The 17,151-nt window shown below is 62.5% G+C and carries 16 protein-coding genes (1 of these 16 only partly in view); 5 read left to right on the plus strand and 11 right to left on the minus strand.

The features are described from left to right. Positions 1-2,207, minus strand: partial view of a DNA polymerase I gene (gene polA / locus C2U37_RS06800; RefSeq protein ID WP_103858478.1) — the 5' portion only. 547 nt of this gene lie to the left of the window's left edge; only the first 2,207 of its 2,754 coding nucleotides appear in the window; it begins with the start codon at positions 2,205-2,207; the stop codon falls past the left edge of the window. 401 nt (positions 2,208-2,608) lie between these two features. Here polA and elbB point away from each other — a divergent pair, with 401 nt between their 5' ends. Further along, the gene (elbB, locus tag C2U37_RS06805; protein WP_048209468.1) at positions 2,609-3,259 is read left to right on the plus strand and encodes an isoprenoid biosynthesis glyoxalase ElbB; all 651 of its coding nucleotides are present in this window, start codon (positions 2,609-2,611) and stop codon (positions 3,257-3,259) included. A 72-nt stretch (positions 3,260-3,331) separates the two neighbouring features. Here the strand turns inward: elbB and C2U37_RS24845 are convergent, their stop codons facing one another. The 4 genes from C2U37_RS24845 to fieF all read right to left on the minus strand — a co-directional run bounded on the left by C2U37_RS24845 (position 3,332) and on the right by fieF (position 6,764). Continuing rightward, the gene (locus C2U37_RS24845) at positions 3,332-3,541 is read right to left on the minus strand and encodes a cell division protein ZapB (protein WP_010672454.1); all 210 of its coding nucleotides are present in this window, start codon (positions 3,539-3,541) and stop codon (positions 3,332-3,334) included. 221 nt (positions 3,542-3,762) lie between these two features. Further along, complete coding sequence (locus C2U37_RS06815) at positions 3,763-5,043, minus strand: hypothetical protein (protein ID WP_010672453.1); 1,281 nt, start codon at positions 5,041-5,043, stop codon at positions 3,763-3,765. 21 nt (positions 5,044-5,064) lie between these two features. Continuing rightward, a complete protein-coding gene (gene cysE / locus C2U37_RS06820; protein ID WP_010672452.1) occupies positions 5,065-5,844 on the minus strand; it encodes a serine O-acetyltransferase in 780 nt (259 codons plus the stop codon). Between the two features lie 8 nt (positions 5,845-5,852). After that, entirely contained in the window at positions 5,853-6,764 is a 912-nt protein-coding gene (gene fieF / locus C2U37_RS06825) for a cation efflux pump FieF (protein WP_010672451.1), read from the minus strand. 87 nt (positions 6,765-6,851) lie between these two features. Here fieF and C2U37_RS06830 point away from each other — a divergent pair, with 87 nt between their 5' ends. From C2U37_RS06830 to trmL, 3 genes are all read left to right on the plus strand, one after another. Next, positions 6,852-7,547 carry a response regulator gene (locus tag C2U37_RS06830; protein WP_010672450.1) on the plus strand — a complete coding sequence of 232 codons (696 nt, stop codon included), beginning with the start codon at positions 6,852-6,854 and terminating at the stop codon, positions 7,545-7,547. Further along, on the plus strand, positions 7,544-8,899 hold the full coding sequence (locus C2U37_RS06835) for an ATP-binding protein (RefSeq protein ID WP_039041147.1): 1,356 nt from the start codon (positions 7,544-7,546) through the stop codon (positions 8,897-8,899). The genes C2U37_RS06830 and C2U37_RS06835 overlap by 4 nt, the downstream gene beginning before the upstream one ends. Positions 8,900-8,969: 70 nt before the next feature. Continuing rightward, the gene (gene trmL / locus C2U37_RS06840) at positions 8,970-9,434 is read left to right on the plus strand and encodes a tRNA (uridine(34)/cytosine(34)/5-carboxymethylaminomethyluridine(34)-2'-O)-methyltransferase TrmL (RefSeq protein WP_010672448.1); all 465 of its coding nucleotides are present in this window, start codon (positions 8,970-8,972) and stop codon (positions 9,432-9,434) included. Between the two features lie 31 nt (positions 9,435-9,465). Here the strand turns inward: trmL and C2U37_RS06845 are convergent, their stop codons facing one another. The 4 genes from C2U37_RS06845 to lexA all read right to left on the minus strand — a co-directional run bounded on the left by C2U37_RS06845 (position 9,466) and on the right by lexA (position 12,935). After that, positions 9,466-10,836 (minus strand): MATE family efflux transporter, encoded by a 1,371-nt coding sequence (locus C2U37_RS06845; RefSeq protein WP_103858493.1) that lies wholly within the window; start codon positions 10,834-10,836, stop codon positions 9,466-9,468. A 14-nt stretch (positions 10,837-10,850) separates the two neighbouring features. Next, positions 10,851-11,477 carry an SCO family protein gene (locus tag C2U37_RS06850; protein ID WP_103858479.1) on the minus strand — a complete coding sequence of 209 codons (627 nt, stop codon included), beginning with the start codon at positions 11,475-11,477 and terminating at the stop codon, positions 10,851-10,853. A gap of 190 nt (positions 11,478-11,667) precedes the next feature. After that, positions 11,668-11,958 carry a hypothetical protein gene (locus C2U37_RS06855; protein WP_010672445.1) on the minus strand — a complete coding sequence of 97 codons (291 nt, stop codon included), beginning with the start codon at positions 11,956-11,958 and terminating at the stop codon, positions 11,668-11,670. Positions 11,959-12,308: 350 nt separating this feature from the next. Next, entirely contained in the window at positions 12,309-12,935 is a 627-nt protein-coding gene (gene lexA, locus C2U37_RS06860) for a transcriptional repressor LexA (protein ID WP_010672444.1), read from the minus strand. A gap of 204 nt (positions 12,936-13,139) precedes the next feature. Here lexA and plsB point away from each other — a divergent pair, with 204 nt between their 5' ends. After that, a complete protein-coding gene (gene plsB / locus C2U37_RS06865; protein ID WP_103858480.1) occupies positions 13,140-15,563 on the plus strand; it encodes a glycerol-3-phosphate 1-O-acyltransferase PlsB in 2,424 nt (807 codons plus the stop codon). A gap of 63 nt (positions 15,564-15,626) precedes the next feature. On the opposite strand, the gene ubiA is transcribed toward plsB, so the two are convergent. Both ubiA and C2U37_RS06875 read right to left on the minus strand, forming a co-directional pair. Further along, positions 15,627-16,490: a 4-hydroxybenzoate octaprenyltransferase gene (ubiA, locus tag C2U37_RS06870; protein ID WP_010672442.1), complete on the minus strand. Its 864-nt coding sequence runs from the start codon at positions 16,488-16,490 to the stop codon at positions 15,627-15,629. Further along, positions 16,487-17,038: a chorismate--pyruvate lyase family protein gene (locus tag C2U37_RS06875; RefSeq protein WP_103858481.1), complete on the minus strand. Its 552-nt coding sequence runs from the start codon at positions 17,036-17,038 to the stop codon at positions 16,487-16,489. Before C2U37_RS06875 ends, ubiA begins: the two co-directional genes overlap by 4 nt. Positions 17,039-17,151 lie beyond the last annotated feature (113 nt).

A 17,151-nucleotide genomic window follows, 5' to 3' on the forward strand; every position in this document is an offset into this window, starting at 1 on the left:
GCATCGAGCGCGACCCCGAACACCTCGGCGGCGGTCGCCTTGTGGATGTCCTTGCCCTCGGCGAAGGCGGTCAGCAACCCCTTGTCACCGGAGAGGTGGGCCATGATGCGCAGCTCGATCTGGGAGTAGTCCGCCGCCACCAGCTTGTAACCGGCGCACGGAATGAAGGCCTGCCGAATGCGGCGCCCCTGTTCGTTGCGTACCGGAATGTTCTGCAGGTTGGGATCGGTGGACGAGAGCCGACCGGTCGCCGCCACCGCCTGATGATAGGAGGTGTGCACCCGCCCGGTCTGCGGCTTGATCATCAGCGGCAGCTTGTCGGTGTAGGTGGACTTGAGCTTGGCCAGCCCACGGTGCTCCATCAGCAGTTGCGGCAGCTCATAGGTCTCCGCCAGCTCGGCCAGCACCTCTTCCGCAGTGGATGGCGCTCCCTTGGGGGTCTTTTTGATGATAGGCAGCCCCAGCTTGGTGAAGAGGATTTCACCCAGCTGCTTGGGCGAGGAGAGATTGAACTCCTGCCCGGCCAGCTCGTGGGCCTGCTTCTCCAGCTCTGCCAGACGCACTTCGATCTCCTGGCTCTGCTGATGCAGCAGCTTGGGCTCGATGGTGGTACCGAGTCGCTCCATCCGCGCCAGAACCGGCAGCAGCGGCAATTCGATCTCTCTGAATACCTTGGCAAGTCCCGGCTCGGCAGAGAGCTTGCCCCACAGCGCCTGATGCAGACGCAGGGTGATGTCGGCATCTTCCGCCGCGTAAGGAGCCGCCTGCTCCAGTTCGATCTGGTTGAAGGTGAGCTGCTTGACCCCCTTGCCGGCAATGTCCTCGAACGAGATGGTCTCGACGTTCAGATACCTGCGGGCCAGGGAATCCATGTCGTGGCGGCTGGCGGTAGAGTTGAGCACATAGGATTCGAGCATGGTGTCGTAGGCGATACCCTGCAGCTCGATGCCGTGGTTGAGCAGCACATTGCGGTCGTACTTGAGGTTCTGCCCCACCTTGAGACGGGCCGGATCTTCCAGCAGCGGTTTGAGCTTGCCGAGTACCACGGCCTCGGTCAGCTGCACCGGCGCCCCCAGATAGTCGTGGCCGAAGGGCACGTAGGCCGCCTTGCCCGGTTCGATAGCAAAGGAGACGCCAACGACGCGCGCTTCCATATAGTCGAGACTGGTGGTCTCGGTGTCGAAGGCAAACAGCGGCGCCGCCTGCAACCGTGCCAGCCACTCGTCGAATTCGGCCTCATCCAGAATGCAGCGATAGTCGGTTTCGATGGCGGCTGCCGGGGCGGCGCCTTCCTCATCACCTTCTGCTTCGCTCTCCTCGGCGCCGCCGGACTCCAACTCTTTGATCAGGTTGCGCAGCTCGTACTCGCGATAGACCGCCAGCAGAGCCTCCTTGTCGATGGGGCCGAGCTGCAGCTCTTCCAGGCTCTGCTCCAGCGCCACATCGGTCTTGATGGTGGCCAGCACGTAGGAGAGGCGCACCTGCTCTTCCTGCTCGCGGAACTTGTCGGCGAACGCCTTGGAGCCACGGAAGCCGAGCGTAGCCACCTTGTCGAGGTTGGCGGCGATCTCGTCGATGCTGCCGATCCCCTGCAGCAGGGCCAGCGCGGTCTTCTCGCCGACGCCGGTCATGCCGGGAATGTTGTCCACCTTGTCCCCCATCAGCGCCAGGTAGTCGATGATGAGCTCGGGCGGTACGCCGAACTTCTCGATCACCCCTTCCCGATCGGTCTTCACATCTTTCATGGTGTCGATCAGGGTGACATGGTCGGAGACCAGCTGCGCCATGTCCTTGTCGCCGGTGCTGATGAGCACAGGCAGCTGTTTCTCGGTCGCCTGACGGGCCAGGGTGCCGATCACGTCGTCAGCCTCCACCCCTTCGACCATCAGGAAGGGGAAACCCATTGCCTTGATCATCTGGTGAATAGGGGCGACCTGGCTGCGCAGATCGTCCGGCATGCTGGCGCGTGTTGCCTTGTATTCGGGATAGATGTCGTCACGGAAGGTCTTGCCCTTGGCGTCGAACACCACGGCCACGTGGCAGTCAGGGTACTGCTTGCGAAGGCTGCGCATCATGTTGGCCATGACACGGACGGCGCCGCTCGGCAAGCCGGTCGAGGTGCGCAGATCGGCCTGCTGCGAGGCAAAGAAGGCGCGGTAAAGATATGAAGAGCCGTCGACCAGAATAAGAGGATTGCTAGAGGCCATGAAAATCGTCCTGCCAAGAATAAACAGCCGCTAGGATGCCACAGGGCCCGCACCACACCAAGGGGACTCCCACCATCACCCCGGCGCACCGGTGGGGCATATTGCTGTGGATAACTCTGTGCTCAAAAATGGCACCATTGCATCACTGCCGTGACAAAGCTGTGGATTAAAACAAAAAATATATTTTAAAACATTGTGTTGAGAACATGAAAACTCAACATGACACACTCATCATGATCTCGATCAATGTGGAAAAAAATTCAAGGGGGGTACTGAGGCAGGATCCAAAACGAAACAATCCTAGCACAGGGAGATGACTTGACCAGCGGAGGTCGAACGATAACCATACAAAAGTACAACAATCTACCCTGGCTCACATTTTCAACAACGAGGAGTCTGTCATGAAAAAAGTGGCCGTGATCTTGAGTGGTTGTGGCGTGTTTGACGGCGCCGAAATCCACGAGGCCGTCATCAGCCTGCTGGCGCTGGCCCGTCAGGGAGCATCCGTTCAATGCTTCGCCCCCAATGTCCCTCAGCTTCATGTCATCAATCACCTGACCGGCGAGGTCAACGAGGGAGAGAGCCGCAACGTGCTGGTCGAGGCGGCCCGCATCTGCCGCGGCCAGATCAGGGATGTGGCTGAACTGGATGCAGCTGACTTCGACGCCCTGCTGGTGCCGGGCGGCTTCGGCGCCGCCAAGAACCTGTGTGACTTCGCCATCAAGGGCGCAGAATGCCGCATCCAGCCGGATGTGCTGAAGGCCTGCCAGAGCTTTGCCAGAGCAGGCAAACCGGCCGCCTACATCTGTATCGCACCGGCCATGATCCCGCTCATCTATGGGGCAGGCACCCTGGCCACCATTGGCAACGACGAGGGCGCCGCCAACGCCATCGAAGCCATGGGTGGCAGTCATCTCGACTGCCCGGTGAGCGAATTCGTGGTGGATCAGGAGCGCAAGGTCATCTCCACCCCTGCCTACATGCTGGCCAACAATATTGTGGAGGCGGCGGACGGCATCGAGAAGACCGTCAAACAGCTGCTGGCACTCTGATTGCCCGGCAGACCAAAACAAGCGGGCCGCTCAAGGAGCGGCCCGCTTTCATTCCGGTCAGTCTAGACGAGATCAGATGGCATCGCCCATCTGGTCCATCTTGCCCAGCAGGGCACGCAGACGCTCTTGCCAGGCAACGTGCTCGTTGCGCAGTTGGTGGTTTTCGTCTTGCAGCTTGCTGTTCTGCTCTTTCAGCTCGTCCAGCTCCATCTTCAGCAAGGAGATGTTGTCGACGGCGGATTGTACTTTGGATTCGAGTTGCTCAAGGACTTCTAGTGACATATGCATACCTGTATGTTCAATTGCGATGCCCCACAGAGGGCGATTCAAGCGCGTGGAGCCAGCATACCCTGATGCGCTCGGCACAAACAAGCCAGCACGTTGCAAAATGCGCCCTGCGGCCCGGTATTGCTTAAATATGCGTCGGTTTTTCTCGCAGGCAGCAGGAACCTCGATCCCGGGCGTCCGCCGTGGCACAACCCGCCCTCCTGCCGATGCCGCCATCAGCCATGCAAGGCGATGAAGCCCCCCATCATCAGACAGGCCACGGCGTACATCAACAGGCCGTAGAGCAGGTTCCAGCGCAGCAGCAGCCCGGCGCTCAGGTTGTAGCGGGACGCCAGCGCCAGATTGGAGCCGGAGAGCGGGCTCGTCCCGGTCGCCAGCCCCCACCCCATGAGGAAGCACATGCCAAGCAGGCTGGGATCCGGTGCCAGCGGCCAGAGCAGCGGCGCCACCCCCGAGATGCTGATGAGAGGATGCACGCCCACTATGGCCACCAGGAAGATCAGCAGCAGGGTCAGACAGGCTTCCAGCCAGCCGAAGTGGTTGAACAGCGGCAGGCCGTGGCCACTGCCAAAGTCCAGTACTGACAGCGCGCTGTTGATGCCAGCCGCCAGCAGGCCGGCCCCCAGAAACAGCACAAGCTGGCCACCGATGGCCGGGAAGCGCTCCACCACCTGGCGCTTGAGAGCAGCCCCTCGCCCCGCTTGCGGCATGAACAGCAAGGCCAGCAAGGGCGCCACCAGGGCGATCACCGCCAAAATGCTGAGTCCGGGCCAGAAACGGTGGATCACCAGCACCAGCAGTGCCAGGGTCACCGGTAGCCCCAAGGTCTGGAGCCGCAGCGGATAACCTTCAAAGGTCTCCACGCCGAGCCGCTCTACCTGCCAGGCCGTCAGCCCCATGGCCAGCAAGGCCGCCAGTATGCCAAAAGGCAGTATGCTGCCCAATTGCAGACCCGGTGCATAGGTGAGGGCCACTGCCATGGCGACGAAGAAGGGGGACCAAAATGCAGCCGCACAGAAGATCCGGCTCAGCACCATGACCTGACGCCGCTCCAGCGTCCCGTTGCGCTCCAGCCGATCGCCGATGATGAAGAGCACCGAAAGATTGATGACGGCCCCCAGCAGATTGAGGCTGGCCATGGTGCTCCACAGCCCCTTGCGACCGGACCAGGAGGCGGTGCCGGTCAAGAGGCCGGAGGTAGCCAGATTGAGGGTGCTCACTGCGGCAAACATGGTCAGCATGTTGATGTTCGGCAAGAGCCAGTCACCTGGGCTGAGGCTGGCCCCCCGCCACCAGGAAAAGAGCAGCAGCAGGAGCGCCGCGCCGTAGAGGGCCAGCGCCTGGCGCCGTGCGGCACCCACCAGCCAGGGCCAGGTGAGCAGGGAAGCGGCCCAGGCCGCGATGGCGGCGGGCCAGGGGGAGAAGTCCAGATAAAGGTGCAGCAGGTTGAGCAGCCACATCCCCAGGATCAGAAAGCCTGACCAGCGCTTGACCATACAACGGCCTCGGTCAGGGGATCAGAGGCACTGATCCATGTCCAGGGAAGGTTTGTCGCACTCGGGGCGGCCCACAATCCTGGCAGGCACGCCAGCGACCGTGGTGTGAGGCGGCACCGGGTTGATCACCACGCTGCCGGCACCGATCTTGGCGCCGACGCCCACCTCGATGTTGCCGAGCACCTTGGCCCCCGCCCCTATCATCACCCCTTCCCGGATTTTGGGGTGACGATCACCACTCTCCTTGCCGGTCCCCCCCAGAGTCACACTCTGCAGGATGGAGACGTCGTTCTCGATGACGGCGGTTTCGCCGACCACGATACCGGTGGCATGGTCAAACATAATGCCCTTGCCGATGCGGGCGGCCGGGTGTACATCCACGCCGAACACCACGGAGATCTGGTTTTGCAGATAGAGCGCCAGGGCACGGCGTCCCTGACGCCACAGCCAGTTGGCCACCCGATACCCCTGAAGAGCATGGAATCCCTTGAGGTAGAGCAGCGGGGTGGAGAAGAGGTCGACCGCCGGGTCGCGATCCTGCACCGCGCAGATGTCGGCGGCCACTGCGGCCAGCAGCTCGGGCTCGCTGCGCAGGGCCAGCTCGATCACTTCCCGCAAGGCGATGGCAGGCATGGTGGTGCTGTCGAGCTTGTTGGCGAGCTGGAAGCTCAGCGCCGAGCGCAAATCCCGGTGATTGAGAATGGTGGAATGAAAGAAGCTGGCCAGCATGGGCTCCTGGGCCGCCATGCTCTGCGCTTCCTGCTGAATTTTTTGCCAGGTTCTGGCAACCAGATCATCCATGTTGCAGCCTACTGTTGTTCAGGGTGAGTGCTTTGTCGTTCTTTTGTCAGCACCGAGATGGGGTCCATGTGAATGATCACATCCATCCGCTCGAAGGCCTGGCGGACGGCCAGTTCAGCCTCGTCGGCTATCTGATGGGCCCTGACCAGAGGCAGTTGATCATCGAGTTCCAGATGCAACTGCACGAAACGGGTCGGCCCGGATTGGCGGGTACGCAGGTCATGTACGCCATGCACCCCCTCTACGGCGCAGCAGAGGGCCATTATTCTCGCTTGTTCCTCCTCTGGCAACTGACGATCGAGCAGGGCCTGCACCGATTCGTAGCCGATATGGACAGCCCCCCACACCAGGAACAGACCGATCAGAATGGCAAACAGGCCGTCGGCCCAGTACCACCCCTGCCCCGCCAGCACCAGTGCCACCAGCACGCCGCCATTGAGCAGTAGGTCGGAACGGTAGTGCAGCATGTCGGCCTTGATGGCCACACTGTTGGTCTTGCGGATGACAAAGCTCTGGAAGCTCACCAGCAGCAGAGTCAGCACGATGGAGCCGACGCTGACCCAGATCCCCGCCTCCAGGCGCACCACGGGCACCTGATTCAGCATCGACGAGATGCCGTGCATCACCAGCAGCAGGGCGGACCCCGAGATGAAGGCCGACTGCACCAGACCCGCCAGGGACTCCGCCTTGCCGTGGCCGAAGCGATGCTCTTCGTCGGCAGGGGCCAGCGCATAACGGATGGCCAGCAGATTGATGAGAGAGGCGCTGATGTCCATGAAGGAATCGGTCAGGGATGCCAGCAGGCTGGATGAATCCGTCATCAGCCAGGCGATCAGTTTGCCCAGGATGAGCAGGGTGGCGGTGGTCACAGCGGCCATGCTGGCCAGGGTGACCCAGCGGGAATAGTGTTGGTGGCTCAAAACCGGCTTTCCTCCGACGCGTAAAAACTTATTATACCCTGACCCGGACGTCAGTTTGGCGTGCAAAATCAACAGAGTGACTCCCAGATGAACAAAATACTCCTGGTCGACGACGATCTCGAGCTGACCCAGCTGCTCACCGAAATCCTGACCCTGGAGGGGTTTGAGGTCACCGTCGCCGAGGATGGGGAAGAGGGATTGCAGCGACTGGCAGAACAGGCATTCGACCTGGTGCTGCTGGACGTCATGATGCCCAGACTCAACGGTTTCGCGATGCTGACCCGGCTGCGCAAGACCCACGACACCCCGGTGTTGATGCTGACCGCCCGTGGCGACAGCCAGGATCGGGTCAACGGGCTGGAGGCCGGTGCCGACGACTATCTCGCCAAGCCGTTCGACGACAGGGAACTGCTGGCCCGGGTGCGCGCCATCCTGCGTCGAACCCAGAGCCAGGCTCCCCAGCGCGGCGGCAGCTCGGAAGAGGTGCGCTTCATGGATCTGGTGCTGCAGCCCGGCCTGCAACAGGCTCGCTGCGACGATCAGTTGCTGGAACTCACCGCCACCGAGTTCGGCCTGCTGGAGTGCCTGCTGCGCAATCCGGGCCAGATCGTCAGCAAGGGCCTGCTCTCCGAGCAGGTGCTGGGCAAGAAGCTCGAACCTTTCGATCGGGCCATCGACATGCACCTGAGCAACCTGCGCAAGAAGCTGCCGGAGCGGGCCGACGGCCAGCCCCGCTTCAAGACGGTGCGGGGACGAGGCTACCTGTGGCTGGAGCAGGCATGAAATCGGCCCGCACCTTCAACGGTCTTTCCACCCAGATCTTCCTCTGGTTCTGGTTCATCCTGCTGCTGGTCGTGGCCGCGGTGGTAATCCTCCCCACCCTGGACCCCCGCAACATCATCCCGCTGCCGGCCCACGAGATCACCCGTCTCAACAACAACCTGGCGGCGCTGCAACGGGGCGCGGATCCCGAGCAGGATTTCGATCTGGCCAAGGCCATCGATGCCGCGGGCCTCTTGCCGGTGGACAACATCTATCTACGCGATGCCAAGGGGCAGATGCAGTCCAGCACCCGGCTGAGCAAGTTCGTGATCCGTTTCATGCTCGACTCGGACAACCCGGCCAAGCCCATGCTGGGCAGCGAACACCAGCGCGCCATCGCCGGCCCCTTCCAGATGGTCCATCACGGCCAGACCTATCACGTCTATTTCGGTCTGAATGTCGAAAACTCCTACCTGTTCCTCTTCATCCAGATCCTGGATCACCCCATCCAGATCCTGGGCATCGCCATGCTGGTCAGCACCCCGCTCTGTCTGTTGCTCGCCTGGCGCCTGACCCGCCCCATACTGCAGTTGCAGCAGTCGGTCTCCCAACTCGCCCAGGGCAACCTGGAAATACAGATCCCCAACCTGGGGCGGCGCGACGAGATAGGCCAGCTGGCCGAACATGTCAGTCGCATGGTCGATACCCTCAAGGACATGATCCAGAAGCAGAAGCAGTTGCTCTCCGACATCTCCCACGAGCTGCGCAGCCCCCTGACCCGCATCCAGCTCGCACAGGCGCTGATCCGCCGCAAGCAGGGGGACAGCGCCGAGCTGGCGCGCATCGAAGGGGAGATAGCCCGGCTCGACAAGCTGATAGGGGATCTGCTGGATCTGTCGCGGGTGCAGCAACATGTGGAGGCGCCGGTGACGCTGCCCCTGGCGGAGCTGCTGGAGCCCATCCTGGACGATGCCATGTTCGAGGCAAACCAGAACGGCAAACAGCTCAGACTCCCTTCCCTGCCCGCCGAATCCCTCACCATGTGGCCAGAACTGTTGGCCCGCGCCCTGGAAAATCCCCTGCGCAACGCCCTCAAGTATGCCCGCGAGTTCATCAAGGTGGACTGGTACCGGGAGGGACGGGAATGGGTGATGACCATACGGGATGACGGCCCTGGCGTGCCGGTGGAGCAGCAGCCCCGGTTGTTCCTGCCCTTCTTTCGGGTGGACGATGCCCGCAACGCCAAGACCGGGGGCACTGGTCTCGGCCTTGCCATCGCCGCCGAGGCGATCCAGCGTCATGGGGGGACCATCCGGGCCAGCAGCAATCAGCCGACCGGACTGGTCATCACCATCCGTCTGCCCATGCCCTGACCTCCCCCTTTTCATCGGCACGGGTGCTGGGTATGCTGGCGCCCGTTTCGCACCAGCCCAGGATCCTTCCATGCTCGATATCGTGCTCTACCAACCGGAAATCCCCCCCAACACCGGCAACATCATTCGCCTCTGCGCCAATACCGGCTACCGGTTGCACCTGATAGAGCCTCTGGGGTTCGAGTGGGATGACAAACGGGTCAAGCGGGCCGGGCTCGACTATCACGAGTTTGCCGACATCAAGCGCTGGCCTGACTATGAGGCGTTTCTGGCGGCCGTCGCCCCCCAACGGGTCTTTGCCTGCACCACCAAGGGACGCACCGCCCACTCGGCGGCCCGGTTTGCCCCCGGTGACGCCCTGCTGTTCGGGCCCGAGAGCCGAGGCCTGCCCATGGAGATCATCGAGAGCCTGCCATTCGAGCAGCGGCTGCGCATTCCCATGCTGCCCCAGAGCCGCAGCATGAATCTGGCCAACGCCGTCGCGGTGTTCGTCTACGAGAGCTGGCGACAGTTCGACTATTCAGGCTCGCTCTGACCGCTGACGATATTGGCAAGGCGGCCAGGATTCAGACTGACTGCGCCGTCCCCTGCCCCGCCAGCAGCCGTCCATCACGCTCCAGTCGCCAGCAGAGCCAGCCCAGCGTCAGGCCACGACCGGCCATCAGGGCACTCATGGCGGCCCACAGGGCCGCCACACCCCATCCCTGGCAGAGCCACCAGATGGGAAAGAAGCCGGCAAACACCGCCACCAGCATGCTGTTGCGCATTTCCCGGGCCCGGGTGGCGCCGATAAAGACCCCGTCCAGCAGGAAGCACCAGACCGCCAGCAGCGGCATGGCCACCAGCCAGGGGAGCTGACGTTGCGCCTCGGCGATCACCGCCGGTATGTCGGTAATGTGGCGGATGAGCCAGTGGCCCCCCAGGGCAAACGAGAGGGTGAATGCCAGGGAGATCAGCAGCGCCCAGCCCAGATTGAGGACGATGGCCTCCCGCAGCAGCGGCCGATCGCGCCGCCCGATGGCGCGCCCTACCATGGCTTCCACCGCATAGGCAAATCCATCCAGCCCGTAGGAAATCAGCATCAGGAAATTGAGCAGCACCGCATTGGCGGCCACCGCCACATCCCCCAGCCTGGCCCCCTGCAGAGTCATGAACACGAAGCAGAGTTGCAGGCAGAGGGAGCGGATGAAAATATCCCGGTTCAGGGCGAGCAGCCGCAGCAGGGCCGGCCACTGGCGCCAGCGCTGCCAGGCGTTGTGCCACACCCCGGGATCAAGTCGGCGCAGATGCCGGCTCACCAGCCAGACCCCCACCCCGAGCGTGCTGTAATCCGCCAGCAGGGAAGCTGCGGCCACCCCTTTCACCTGCCAGCCCAATCCCAGCACGAACCAGGCATCCAGCACCATGTTGACGAGATTGCCCAGGATCAGCAGCAGCATGGGGCTGCGTGCATCCTGCATGCCCAGCAACCACCCCATGATGACCAGATTGCACAAGGCCGCCGGGGCGCTCCAGACCCGCACCGACACATATTGACCGGCATAGGTCTGTACCTCGGAAGAGCCGCCGCCGAGGGCGATGATGGCAGGCAGGAACGGCAGCAACAGGAGCAACAGCGCCATGCCCAGTCCGATCGCCAAGCCCAGGGCCCGCGCCAGGGTGTCGAGCTGCCCTTCGGCATGGGCTGCACCCTGAGCCTGGGCAGTCAGCCCTGTGGTGGACATGCGCAGGAAGCCAAGCAGCCAGAACAGCAGATTGATGAAGGTCGCACCGACCGACACGCCGCCGAGAAACCAGGCCTGGCCAAGATGACCGATCACCCAGGTGTCCACCAACCCCAGCAAGGGCGTGGTGACGTTGGAGAACACCATGGGCAGGGCCAGGGCGAAGACGGCTCGGTGGCGGCGAGGATCCTTCAACCAGGCGGGAATCAGCATGGTGCGCGCCGGGATCACTCGCCAGCCAGCCGCACGATGCGCGCGAAGTCGGCCACCATGGTCTGCATGTCCACGTGGGGCACCTCACCCGGTGCCACTTTGGGTCGGAAGGTGGCCACCAGCTTCCCCTCGGGGTTGATCAGCACGATGGAGGCGGAGTGGTCGATCAGGTAGTCCTTGCGATCCCCTTCCACGATGGAATAGACCAGCCCCAGATTGCGGACCAGAGGAAAGAGGGCACTGTGAGGTGCTGTCGCCGCCTTGAACTCGGGCTCGAAGAAGGCGGTATAGCTCTTCAGGCGGGCGCTGTCATCCCGCTGGGGATCCGCCGAGATGAATACCACCTGGCTAGTGGGGGCTATCTTCTTCAACGCCGGATAGACGCTGCGCAGATCCGCCAGCGTGGTCGGACAGACATCCGGGCAGTAGGTGTAGCCGATGAACAAAAAGCTCCAGTGTCCCGTCAGGTTGGCAGGGGTAAAGGGCTGTGCATCCGCATCCGTGAGGGTAAACGGGTTGATGTCTCGCCCCGCCGGGTAGTAATCGGCCTGTTCCGGCACCGCGGGCTGACTCCAGTAATAAGCCGCCGCAATGGCGCCGATGAACAGCAACAGCAGCAGGTAAAAGCGTGGTTTAACCATATAAAACAAAGCCTTGCTTATGTTAGAAGCCCAGGGGGGCAAAACCGGTAGGGGTCATTGTAACCCGCCTGCCCCCGCCGATGGCTAGTCTTGCATCCCGGCGGGAAAGCGTCTGTGCCATGGATAAGCCGCATCGGCGCCAAAACAAGAGCCCCGCTCTGGCGGGGCTCTTGTTTGTACAGGAGAGGGATCAGGGCCGCAGCCTGTGCTGCGGCTGGGCACGTCTCAGGGGGACGCGCAGCGGGATGACGGGGGCAGTCCAGGGCTCATCCGGCAATCCGATGTCGTGATGACGGCGAAACAGACGAACCAGGCGGACAATCTTGTCTTTGGGGCACCCAAGCCAGATGGTCCAACCATCTCCCTTGTGATAGACCCAGAGCGCATAGAACCATGTCATCCGACTGCCCTTGATGAATCGGGTGATGGAAGATGCGGGCGCTGCGGCCGGCACCGGATCCCACGGCGAGCTTGAAGCCATACCTGTCCTCCTTGCTCAACAGGTCACGCTGACGGGTCTCTTTGTCCCCAACGACGAACCAACCACGGCAGCGTACTGACTGTACGAGTCCCCAGTCTGAGGTGACTCTCCCTTCTGCGCACCGACCCGGCGATCATGCATCCCTGCCATGGCGTACTGCCCGGTGCGACTCCCCCTTCCCTGATCACCGACCATGACAGGGGCCTTATCAAAGGATATATCCGAAATGCATGTCGTGCGGCGAGACTATGTGCACAGGAAGGAGAAGCGAAAAGGTGGGGAGGGAGATGCCATCGGCAGATGAAAATGAAGAGGCCTCCCGCAGGAGGCCTCTTCATCGCATCGGATGCTTACATCCAGTCGGCGTTGCGGATCACGCCGACCGCCAGGCCCTCTATGGTGAGGTGCTGACTGGCGAGATCCACCTCGATGGGGGAGAGCTCTTCGTTTTCCGGCAGCAGCCACACCTGGCTGCCCTTGCGCTGGAAGCGCTTGACGGTGACGTCCTCGTCGAGCCGTGCCACAACGACCTGGCCGTTGCGTACCTCCTGGGTCTTGTGTACCGCCAGCAGGTCCCCGTCCATGATGCCGATGTTCTTCATGCTCATGCCCTGCACCCGCAGCAGGAAGTCTGCCCGCGGGTGGAACAGGGCGGGATCCACCTGGTAGTGGCTCTCGATGTGTTCCTGAGCCAGGATGGGTTCCCCGGCCGCCACCTTGCCGATCAGTGGCAGGCCGTTTTCTTCAGGCTGCACGTCCTCTTCTTCGAGCAGTAGACGAATGCCGCGGGACGTGCCCGGCATGATCTCGATGACCCCTTTTTTGGCCAGGGCCTTCAGATGTTCTTCGGCCGCGTTGGCCGACTTGAAGCCAAGCTTCTGGGCAATCTCGGCGCGAGTCGGCGGCATGCCGGTCTCGTTCATGTTCGCCTTGATGAGCTCGAGTACTTCAGCCTGGCGAGGGGTAAGGGGTTTCATAGCATGGGCACCTGTCTTTTTATACAGCACACTGGCAGTATATACAGTGCTGGGGCCAAGGCAAGGCGCAACTGGCATTTGTCGCGACCCGACGCACATTTGCCCCTCCCCCCGCTCTGAAGTACCGACTCATCGTACCTCTCGGCGACAAGCAGTCGGTGATTTGCTATGCTCACGCCGCATTTTTTTGGAGAGCAGACGCACATGTCCCTTGGACAGAAGATTTCCAGAGCCATCCTGCAATGGCCGGTCAGCGGCTTGGTCAATCACAAGAGCCTGCCGGAAAACCCCATCACCGAGCTCAAGCTGGATCCGGCCAGACCCATCGTCTATGCCCTGAAGACCAGCTCGATCACCGACCTGATGACCCTGCAACAGTGCTGCGAGGATCTCGGCCTGCCCGGCCCCTTCACGCCGCTGGAGCTGAACGGTCAACTGCTGCCACGCTACGTCTGTCTGGATCGTCCGCCTCCCCTGTTCGGCACACGCAACAAGCCACTCCCCTTCCTGCAGGAGTTCCACCAGTTGCTGGACCTGCACAAGCAGGATCCGGCGCTGGACATCCAGGTAGTACCCGTCACCCTGTTCTGGGGCCGCGCACCGGGCCGGGAAGGCGAGGAGGCCTCCGGCTGGAACATCATCAGCAGCCTGGCGCCAAACCGCCTGAAGAAGGCGCTGATCGTGATCCTGAAAGGGCGCGAGAACCTGGTGCGCTTCTCCCCGCCCCTCTCCCTGCGCTACATGGCGGACAAGCACGGCACCGACGAGGCCATCGCCCACAAGCTGGCGCGGGTGGCCCGTACCCACTTCAGCCGCCAGCAGCTGGCCGCCACCGGGCCCAAGCTGCCGAACCGCAACCTGCTGTTCAAGCAACTGCTGGATTCGAGCGTGATCCAGCAGGCCATCGAGGAGGAGGCCAGACGGGAAGGGATCAGCCTGGAGAAGGCGCAAAAGCGTGCCCACGGCTACATGGACGAGATCGCCTCCAATTTCTCCTATCGGTTGATCCGCCTCGGGGAGAGTTTCCTCGGCTGGCTGTGGAACAAGCTCTATCGCGGCCTCTCGGTCAACGGAGCAGAGCAGGTGCGCCAGCTCGCCCAGGAAGGGCACGAGATCGTCTACGTCCCCTGCCATCGCAGCCACATGGATTACCTGCTGCTCTCCTACGTCATCTACCACCAGGGCATGGTGCCGCCCCACATCGCGGCGGGCATCAACCTCAACTTCTGGCCGGCGGGCCCCATCTTCCGCCACGGCGGCGCCTTCTTCATCCGCCGCACCTTCAAGGGCAATCCGCTCTACAGCACGGTATTCCGGGAGTACCTCAACCTGCTGTTTGCCAAGGGCTACTCGGTGGAGTTCTTCACCGAGGGCGGGCGTTCGCGTACCGGTCGCCTGCTGCCCCCCAAGACCGGCATGCTGGCGATGACCCTGCAGGCCATGATGCGCGGGCTGGACAGGCCGGTGACCCTGGTCCCCGTCTACCTCGGCTACGAGCACGTGATGGAGGTGAACACCTACCACAACGAACTCAAGGGGAGCCGTAAGGAGAAGGAGAGCTTCCTGCAGGTGCTCGGCATCCTGCGCAAGCTGCGCAACTATGGCCGCGGCTTCGTCAACTTCGGTGAGCCGCTGACCCTCAACAATTACCTCAACGAGCACGTGCCCAGCTGGAAGGATCACATCGGTGAGGAGGAGCGTCCCGAATGGATGGCCTCCACCGTCAACCAATTGGCCGAGCTGCTGATGACCCGCATCAACGATGCCGCCGCCGTCAACGGCCTGACCCTGAGTGCCCTGGCCCTGCTGGCCGCCGAGCGCCACGCCCTGACCCGGGACGAACTCCAGGCCCAGCTCAACACCTATCTGGACCTGCTCAAGCAGGTGCCCTACAGCCCGCACAGCACCATGCCGGACGAGGACGCCAGGACCCTGCTGGAGCAGGCGATGGAGCTCAACAAGTTCGAGGTGAGCGAGGACAAGTTGGGCCAGATCATCAGCCTGGACCGCTATCAGGCGATCCTGCTCACCTACTACCGCAACAACATACTGCACCTGTTCGCCATGCCCTCCCTGGTGGCGGCTCTGATCGAGCGGTGCGAGGGGATCTCCCGCAGCGAGATCGTCGCCCGCTGTGTCGACATCTACCCCCTGCTCAAGACCGAACTCTTCCTGCGCTATGAAGAGGAGGAGCTGCCTGAACTGATCGATGCCCTGCTGGCCGAGCTGTTACGCCAGCAACTGGTCGAGGCACGCGACGGCGGCTACTGGGTCAACCCCGGCAACCAGATGCGCCTGCTGCTCTTGGCCGAAAGCATTCAGGAAACCCTGCAACGCTACGCCATCGTGCTGACCCGCATGCTGGCCCAGCCCCACATCGAGGCGGAGCAGCTGGAAGCGGACGGCCTGATGATGGCGGAGCGCCTCGGCACCCTGCACGGCATCAACGCCCCCGAGTTCTTCGACCAGAAGCTGTTCAGCACCCTGATCCACACCCTGCGCAGCGAAGGCTATCTGGATCCGGGCTGCAAACCGGATCTCGGCCGCTTCCAGGCATTGGCCGACAACATAGTGCCGCTGCTTAGCAACAAGATCCGCCGCACCATCCAGGCGGGCAACCGGCTCTGAGGCGTCGACACCCAATAAAAAGGCCGCATCATGCGGCCTTTTTTCATCAAGGAAGGGGGCGGGTTAGAGGTAGTGAACCATCACCCCGAGCAGCACCAGCGCCCCCACGTAGTTGTTGTTGAGGAAGGCCTGGAAGCAGGCTTCCCGCTGCCGCTCACGGATCAGTCGCTGTTGGTAGACGAACAGCGCCGCCGCCCCCAGCAGTCCCCAGTAATAACCTGACCCCAACCCCATCAGCTGCCCGACCCCCAGCAGGATCAGCAGGGTCGCCAGTTGCAGCGCGCCGATGATCCGCTTGTCGTGACGGCCGAACAGGATGGCGCTCGATTTCAGGCCGAGCTTGAGGTCGTCATCCCTGTCCACCATGGCGTACTCGGTGTCATAAGCGATAGTCCACAGCAGGTTGGCAAGAAACAACAGCCAGGCTTCCGGCGGCAGGGCATTGGCCTGAGCCGCGTAGGCCATGGGAATGGACCAGGAGAAGGCCATGCCGAGCACCAGCTGGGGGATGGGGATGAAGCGCTTCATGAAGGGGTAGCAGACCGCCAGCAGCAGACCGGCAAAGGACAGGCTGATGGTGAGTGGGTTCAACGTCAGCACCAGGGCGAACGAGAGAAGCGCCAGCACGGCGAACAGCACCAGCACTTCCCGCTCGGCGACCCGCCCCATGGGCAGCGGTCGCCCGGCGGTGCGTTTCACATGACCGTCGAAGTTGCGATCCGCATAGTCATTGATGACACAGCCGGCGGAGCGCATCAGAAAAACGCCCACCACGAACACGGTCAGGATCCAGGGGTCAGGCAGGCCACCAGCCGCCAGACATAGCGCCCACAGGGTCGGCCACAGCAGCAGCAGGGTACCGATGGGCTTGTCGATGCGGGCCAACTGCGCATAGGCCAGTCCCCGCTCCTTGGTTAACAGCTTCACTCCAGCTCCTTATCCGATGGCAACGAATGAGACGATAGCGAGGGCAGGAAAAGTTCATGGACCAGCAGTGGCCATTGCCCCAGAAACAGGCAGGAACGACGCCCCCAGACGGTGGCGGCCGGACACCAGGGATTGCTCGCTATCTCGAAACAGGCCAGTTGCAGGTGATCCCGCCGCGCCGGTGCCTCACCGAAAATGCGCTCTCCCAGCGGCTGCTCTCCCAGATCCTGCAAACCGCCCCCCTGCAAGGCCGCTTCGGCAAACAGGGTCCAACCCAGGATGGCAGGCCCGCCATCACCGTGCAGGATCACCTCGCGGCACATGCCCACGGGGGCCGACACCGCCACCAGCGCCTGCTCGTCCACCGTCAGCGACACGGCGCGATTGCCGAGCAGTTGCACCGAGAGGTGATGATTGTAACGACGCAGGCGCCGGGTCATGGAATCGGTCTCCAGCAACCAGGGACGCAGCGCCTCGGGCGGTTCGCACTCTGCAGGCGCCCGCCACGGGACGAGCTGGACGAGGGGAACAGTCAACTCGGACTTCACAGCTTCACCATCCGGAGATTTCCGTTGTCAGGTTAAAAACCGGTTTATTATCCGTAAATCAATGGCGAATTGTAAGAACATCCGTGCTTGACGGCCCCGATGGCAGCATCAAA

Source organism: Aeromonas sp. ASNIH1 (genome assembly GCF_002934285.1).
GTDB lineage: Bacteria > Pseudomonadota > Gammaproteobacteria > Enterobacterales > Aeromonadaceae > Aeromonas > Aeromonas caviae.

Coding starts and splice junctions, on each gene's coding strand:
- trmL (WP_010672448.1), top strand. CDS start 8,970: ATGCTCGATATCGTGCTCTACCAACCGGAAATCCCCCCCAACACCGGC.
- C2U37_RS06835 (WP_039041147.1), top strand. CDS start 7,544: ATGAAATCGGCCCGCACCTTCAACGGTCTTTCCACCCAGATCTTCCTC.
- cysE (WP_010672452.1), bottom strand. CDS start 5,844: ATGGATGATCTGGTTGCCAGAACCTGGCAAAAAATTCAGCAGGAAGCG.
- plsB (WP_103858480.1), top strand. CDS start 13,140: ATGTCCCTTGGACAGAAGATTTCCAGAGCCATCCTGCAATGGCCGGTC.
- lexA (WP_010672444.1), bottom strand. CDS start 12,935: ATGAAACCCCTTACCCCTCGCCAGGCTGAAGTACTCGAGCTCATCAAG.
- C2U37_RS06845 (WP_103858493.1), bottom strand. CDS start 10,836: ATGCTGATTCCCGCCTGGTTGAAGGATCCTCGCCGCCACCGAGCCGTC.
- C2U37_RS06850 (WP_103858479.1), bottom strand. CDS start 11,477: ATGGTTAAACCACGCTTTTACCTGCTGCTGTTGCTGTTCATCGGCGCC.
- C2U37_RS06855 (WP_010672445.1), bottom strand. CDS start 11,958: ATGGCTTCAAGCTCGCCGTGGGATCCGGTGCCGGCCGCAGCGCCCGCA.
- elbB (WP_048209468.1), top strand. CDS start 2,609: ATGAAAAAAGTGGCCGTGATCTTGAGTGGTTGTGGCGTGTTTGACGGC.
- C2U37_RS06830 (WP_010672450.1), top strand. CDS start 6,852: ATGAACAAAATACTCCTGGTCGACGACGATCTCGAGCTGACCCAGCTG.
- C2U37_RS06815 (WP_010672453.1), bottom strand. CDS start 5,043: ATGGTCAAGCGCTGGTCAGGCTTTCTGATCCTGGGGATGTGGCTGCTC.
- C2U37_RS24845 (WP_010672454.1), bottom strand. CDS start 3,541: ATGTCACTAGAAGTCCTTGAGCAACTCGAATCCAAAGTACAATCCGCC.